Genomic DNA, 2,071 nt, shown 5'->3' with positions numbered 1-2,071 from the left:
CCTCCCCCGATCTTCGACGGAGGATCGCCTCTCTCGGAACGGCATTCCAGCTCTGCGGCATTCTCGTCGTCGTTCCCGCGAGCTTTTATCGGTTCTCCCCGTGGCTCGTTGTGGCCGGATGGAGCTTGGCGGGATTGGGAATGGGATTGGTCTTTTCGGCCATGGCGGTTCATGCGTTGGCCATGACTCCCAAACGCAGGCAGGGGACGACGGCGTCGGCCATCCAGCTTGCCGACACCCTCGGTTTTTCCTTCTGCGTCGCGGTCGTCGGCTTGGTCTACGCCATCGTCATGCCCGCCCAAGAGTGGGCTTTCGCAGCCTCGGTCGGAACGATGGCGCTGTTGAGCGTGGTGTCCTTAATCGTCGTGCGAAGGACAGCCCCCCACCCCGGATCCGAGGAGGAAGCCCAGCTCGAGGCTTCGGCCCGCGCAATCGAGTCCGTCGTTTAGATTCTCACGCCGACGCCTCGCCGTGCCACATCTCACCCTCGCAAAAACAAACATTTCACGCTTGAGGGACTAGACTCCTCTAGGCGCATCGTCGCCCCAGCTTTTCGCCTGCCGGTTGCTAGGCGAGCGCGCGGTGTTATCAGGTTTCGTGGCGCGCGCTGGACAACTGACAGGTGAACATGACCGAATATAATGCGCCCTCGCTCGACGAGGGAACCGGCGGCGACCTTGCGCCGCGCAACGACTCCTTCCCGTTCCGGAGCGACGAGAGCATCGACGGCCTCTTTGCGTATGACGGCGGCGAGGGCTCCGGCGCCTCAGCGCCCAAAGAAGACGCAGCGGACCGCGACGCCGCCGATCGCAAAGACGGCAGCAGCACGCACGAGGACGCCGGCGCCTCCCCCGAGGACGACAACGGCCAGAGCCGGAACCGCGGCGCTTCACACCAAAGCAGCGAGGTCTCGCACAAGAGTGGCAACGGCCAAAACCAGAGCGGCGCCGTCGCACTTGGAAACGACGCCGCAGCCAAGAAGCCCGGCGACGTCAATTCCAGCGACGTCCTTTTCGACGACCTCGGACTGCCCGAAGACCTCCTCGCCGCGGTGAAGGAGCTCGGCTTTTCGGCGCCCACGGCGATTCAGGCGGCGGCCATCCCGATTCTTCTGCGGGGAAAAGACGTCGTCGGCGTCGCCCAGACGGGAACGGGAAAAACGGCGGCCTTCGCCCTTCCCCTCCTCGCCCATATTGACCCCGACAAGCGCGAGGTCCAGGCCCTTGTCCTCGCCCCGACGCGCGAGCTGGCGATGCAAGGCGCACAGGCGATCGAGTCTTTCGCTGCAAAATCGCGCGGGGTCGACGTCGCCGCCGTATACGGCGGGTCCTCCTATCTCCCCCAGCTCAGGGCGCTCGAAGGCGGGGCGCAAGTGGTGGTCGGCACCCCGGGGCGCATCATGGACCTTATGGACCGCGGCGCCCTTCGCTTGGACTCGGTCCGCTATTTTGTGCTCGACGAAGCCGACGAAATGCTCCGCATGGGATTCGCAGAGGACGTTGAGAAAATCGCCTCCGAAGTTCCCGAGGGTCGGATATCCGCGCTTTTTTCGGCGACGATGCCGCCGCCGATTCGGCGCGTGGCCGAACGCCACCTGAGCGACGCCGAAGAAGTCACGATCTCGCGGCCCGCGACCACGGTCTCGACGGTCAAGCAGATGTACGCCGTAGTGCCCGAGCGGCACAAGATCGGCGCATTGGCGCGGGTTTTGGCCGTCACGGAGGCTCAAGCGGCCCTCGTCTTCGTCCGCACCCGCTCGACGGCCGAGGATTTGACCATCGAGCTTGGCGCCCGCGGCGTGGCGACGGCGGCGCTTTCGGGCGACGTCGTCCAGAAAGAACGCGAAAAGCTCGTCGCGCGCCTGCGCGACGGGACGCTGGACGTGCTGGTGGCCACCGACGTCGCCGCGCGCGGGCTCGACGTCGACCGCATCGGGCTTGTCGTCAACTTCGACGTCCCGCGCGAAACCGACACGTACGTCCACCGCATCGGCCGCACGGGGCGGGCGGGCCGCACCGGCGAGTCCATCACGTTCGTCACGCCCAAGGAGCGCCCCCGGCTGCGCCGCATC

2 protein-coding genes are annotated in these 2,071 nt (G+C 66.2%); both read left to right on the top strand.

What is annotated here, in order from left to right:
- On the top strand, positions 1–449 hold a 449-nt coding region (locus ACO48X_RS05820; RefSeq protein ID WP_485001172.1), incomplete at its 5' end, for an MFS transporter.
- Between the two features lie 179 nt (positions 450–628).
- On the top strand, positions 629–2,071 hold a 1,443-nt coding region (locus ACO48X_RS05815; RefSeq protein WP_485001171.1), incomplete at its 3' end, for a DEAD/DEAH box helicase.

The organism is Peptidiphaga sp., from assembly GCF_057238965.1.
This window is presented reverse-complemented; position numbering and strand designations above follow the sequence as displayed.